This is a genomic window from Burkholderia sp. KCJ3K979, assembly GCF_016759955.1.
In the GTDB taxonomy this organism is placed as follows: domain Bacteria; phylum Pseudomonadota; class Gammaproteobacteria; order Burkholderiales; family Burkholderiaceae; genus Burkholderia; species Burkholderia orbicola.
On sequence record NZ_JACFYV010000361.1, the window covers coordinates 1 to 3516 of the forward strand.

Below are 3516 nucleotides of genomic sequence, written 5' to 3' on the forward strand. Positions count from 1 at the left end.
AAGGGGTGACGGCGTACCTTTTGTATAATGGGTCAGCGACTTACGTTCAGTAGCAAGCTTAACCGTATAGGGCAGGCGTAGCGAAAGCGAGTCCGAATAGGGCGTTCAGTTGCTGGGCGTAGACCCGAAACCAGGTGATCTATCCATGGCCAGGATGAAGGTGCGGTAACACGTACTGGAGGTCCGAACCCACTAACGTTGAAAAGTTAGGGGATGAGCTGTGGATAGGGGTGAAAGGCTAAACAAACCTGGAAATAGCTGGTTCTCTCCGAAAACTATTTAGGTAGTGCCTCGTGTCTCACCTTCGGGGGTAGAGCACTGTCATGGTTGGGGGGTCTATTGCAGATTACCCCGCCATAGCAAACTCCGAATACCGAAGAGTGCAATCACGGGAGACAGACATCGGGTGCTAACGTCCGGTGTCAAGAGGGAAACAACCCAGACCGCCAGCTAAGGTCCCCAAATATAGCTAAGTGGGAAACGAAGTGGGAAGGCTAAAACAGTCAGGAGGTTGGCTTAGAAGCAGCCACCCTTTAAAGAAAGCGTAATAGCTCACTGATCGAGTCGTCCTGCGCGGAAGATGTAACGGGGCTAAGCTATATACCGAAGCTGCGGATGCGAGCTTGCTCGCATGGTAGGAGAGCGTTCCGTAAGCCTGCGAAGGTGCCTTGTAAAGGGTGCTGGAGGTATCGGAAGTGCGAATGCTGACATGAGTAGCGATAAAGGGGGTGAAAGGCCCCCTCGCCGTAAGCCCAAGGTTTCCTACGCAACGTTCATCGGCGTAGGGTGAGTCGGCCCCTAAGGCGAGGCAGAAATGCGTAGCTGATGGGAAGCAGGTCAATATTCCTGCACCATTGTTAGATGCGATGGGGGGACGGATCGCGGAAGGTTGTCCGGGTGTTGGAAGTCCCGGTCGCTGCATTGGAGAAGGCGCTTAGGCAAATCCGGGCGCGTAATTCAAGGGTGTGGCGCGAGCTCCTTAGGGAGCGAAGCAATTGGAAGTGGTTCCAAGAAAAGCCTCTAAGCTTCAGTCTAACGATGACCGTACCGCAAACCGACACAGGTGGGCGAGATGAGTATTCTAAGGCGCTTGAGAGAACTCGGGAGAAGGAACTCGGCAAATTGGTACCGTAACTTCGGGATAAGGTACGCCCTTGTAGCTTGACTGGCCTGCGCCAGGAGGGTGAAGGGGTTGCAATAAACTGGTGGCTGCGACTGTTTAATAAAAACACAGCACTCTGCAAACACGAAAGTGGACGTATAGGGTGTGACGCCTGCCCGGTGCCGGAAGATTAAATGATGGGGTGCAAGCTCTTGATTGAAGTCCCGGTAAACGGCGGCCGTAACTATAACGGTCCTAAGGTAGCGAAATTCCTTGTCGGGTAAGTTCCGACCTGCACGAATGGCGTAACGATGGCCACACTGTCTCCTCCCGAGACTCAGCGAAGTTGAAGTGTTTGTGATGATGCAATCTACCCGCGGCTAGACGGAAAGACCCCATGAACCTTTACTGTAGCTTTGCATTGGACTTTGAACCGATCTGTGTAGGATAGGTGGGAGGCTATGAAACCGGAACGCTAGTTTCGGTGGAGCCGTCCTTGAAATACCACCCTGGTTTGTTTGAGGTTCTAACCTTGGCCCGTGATCCGGGTCGGGGACAGTGCATGGTAGGCAGTTTGACTGGGGCGGTCTCCTCCCAAAGCGTAACGGAGGAGTACGAAGGTACGCTAGGTACGGTCGGAAATCGTGCTGATAGTGCAATGGCATAAGCGTGCTTAACTGCGAGACCGACAAGTCGAGCAGGTGCGAAAGCAGGTCATAGTGATCCGGTGGTTCTGTATGGAAGGGCCATCGCTCAACGGATAAAAGGTACTCTGGGGATAACAGGCTGATACCGCCCAAGAGTTCATATCGACGGCGGTGTTTGGCACCTCGATGTCGGCTCATCTCATCCTGGGGCTGTAGCCGGTCCCAAGGGTATGGCTGTTCGCCATTTAAAGAGGTACGTGAGCTGGGTTTAAAACGTCGTGAGACAGTTTGGTCCCTATCTGCCGTGGGCGTTGGATATTTGAAGGGGGCTGCTCCTAGTACGAGAGGACCGGAGTGGACGAACCTCTGGTGTACCGGTTGTCACGCCAGTGGCATCGCCGGGTAGCTATGTTCGGAAGAGATAACCGCTGAAAGCATCTAAGCGGGAAACTCGCCTTAAGATGAGATATCCCTGGGGACTAGATCCCCTTGAAGGGTCGTTCGAGACCAGGACGTTGATAGGTCAGGTGTGTAAGCGCAGTAATGCGTTCAGCTAACTGATACTAATTGCCCGTAAGGCTTGATCCTATAACAAGTCTGTCTCGATAGCCGTTAGCGCTTCAGCGCTTACGGATATCGAGCGTCGAGTGCAAGGCACTCGACGTACTGCGGTTGAAGTACCGCGTACGTGTGAGATACAGCTCACAACCTAAATTACTGCTTCTTCACAGATTGGTTCTGTTGGCCACGCCAGCAGAACAACCCCCTTTGCCTGATGACCATAGCGAGTCGGTCCCACCCCTTCCCATCCCGAACAGGACCGTGAAACGACTCTACGCCGATGATAGTGCGGATTCCCGTGTGAAAGTAGGTAATCGTCAGGCTCCCCTCAAGCCAGAAACCCCCGCCCGAAAGGCGGGGGTTTTTGCATTTCAGCGGCGGAAATGTGCATGGCGGGGTGAAGCCTTACCAACGCTACTGCATTAGCATCTCACCCACGCAATCAATCCCTGCATCCCATTCCCTCAATCGCTTCTATCTCCGGCGATTCAATTGCTTATTGATCGTATCTTCGATCAAGACGCAATTTCTTCTCCGCAACTGTGTCGTCCGGAAACCTCGGCACGTCCTCTGCTCGCCATACCCATCCGTCTTCAAGAATCGAGTCCGACCGACGGCGCACGTCCGCCGACGATGTTGCGATGGTCGATGTTGATCGACGATGATCGATAAACGTCACTTTCTGGGCGAAAACTCCCTCTTCATCTGGCCGTTCCTCGATGCGCAGTGTCATGCGTTCCTCTCCACGAACACAGCGCGAAAGCCTCATAAAAATCTATGCGCATAAAGTTCATTCGAGTGACTTGGTCGACAGAGCGGCGGGCAAGCCCTTCGAGGTAATATCACCGCTCGTCCCGATTTCCCGGTACTGCTTGCATCCGCTGGTGATCGGTGTCCTTTGTATTCCGTCTCCTGCATCGTTCATGACTGACAGCCCCACCCAAAGTGGTCGGACGACCGACTTCTTGCCATACCTCGTCGCCGCGACGTTCTTCATGGAGTACCTTGATACGACCGTGATCGCGACGGCGCTACCGCAAATGGCCAACTCGTTCGGCGTGGGGCCTAACGCGCTGAGTCTCGGGATGACGGCCTACATGTTGGCGCTGGCGGTGTTCATTCCGATCAGCGGCTGGATCGCGGATCGCTATGGCTCGCGCACCGTGTTCGCGAGTGCGATCGTCGTCTTTACCGGCGCGTCGGTGC

The 3516-nt window shown here is 54.2% G+C and carries 2 protein-coding genes and 2 rRNA genes; 3 read left to right on the forward strand and 1 reads right to left on the reverse strand.

Features of this window, described 5'->3' with window-relative positions:
- Together H3O04_RS34565 and rrf are read left to right on the forward strand one after the other, a co-directional pair.
- Nucleotides 1-2337: ribosomal RNA gene (locus H3O04_RS34565) — 23S ribosomal RNA — on the forward strand; the annotation flags it as partial.
- A 183-nt stretch (nucleotides 2338-2520) separates the two neighbouring features.
- Nucleotides 2521-2633: ribosomal RNA gene (rrf, locus tag H3O04_RS34570) — 5S ribosomal RNA — on the forward strand.
- Between the two features lie 173 nt (nucleotides 2634-2806).
- Here the strand turns inward: rrf and H3O04_RS34575 are convergent.
- A complete protein-coding gene (locus H3O04_RS34575) occupies nucleotides 2807-3043 on the reverse strand; it encodes a hypothetical protein (RefSeq protein WP_202589434.1) in 237 nt (78 codons plus the stop codon).
- Between H3O04_RS34575 and H3O04_RS36455 the strand changes: the two genes are divergently transcribed.
- Nucleotides 3042-3516, forward strand: a 475-nt coding sequence (locus H3O04_RS36455) for an MFS transporter (RefSeq protein ID WP_237666540.1), incomplete at its 3' end; no start/stop codon positions are given. The two genes, H3O04_RS34575 and H3O04_RS36455, sit on opposite strands and share 2 nt — an antisense overlap.

Coding starts and splice junctions, on each gene's coding strand:
- H3O04_RS34575 (WP_202589434.1), bottom strand. CDS start 3,043: ATGACACTGCGCATCGAGGAACGGCCAGATGAAGAGGGAGTTTTCGCC.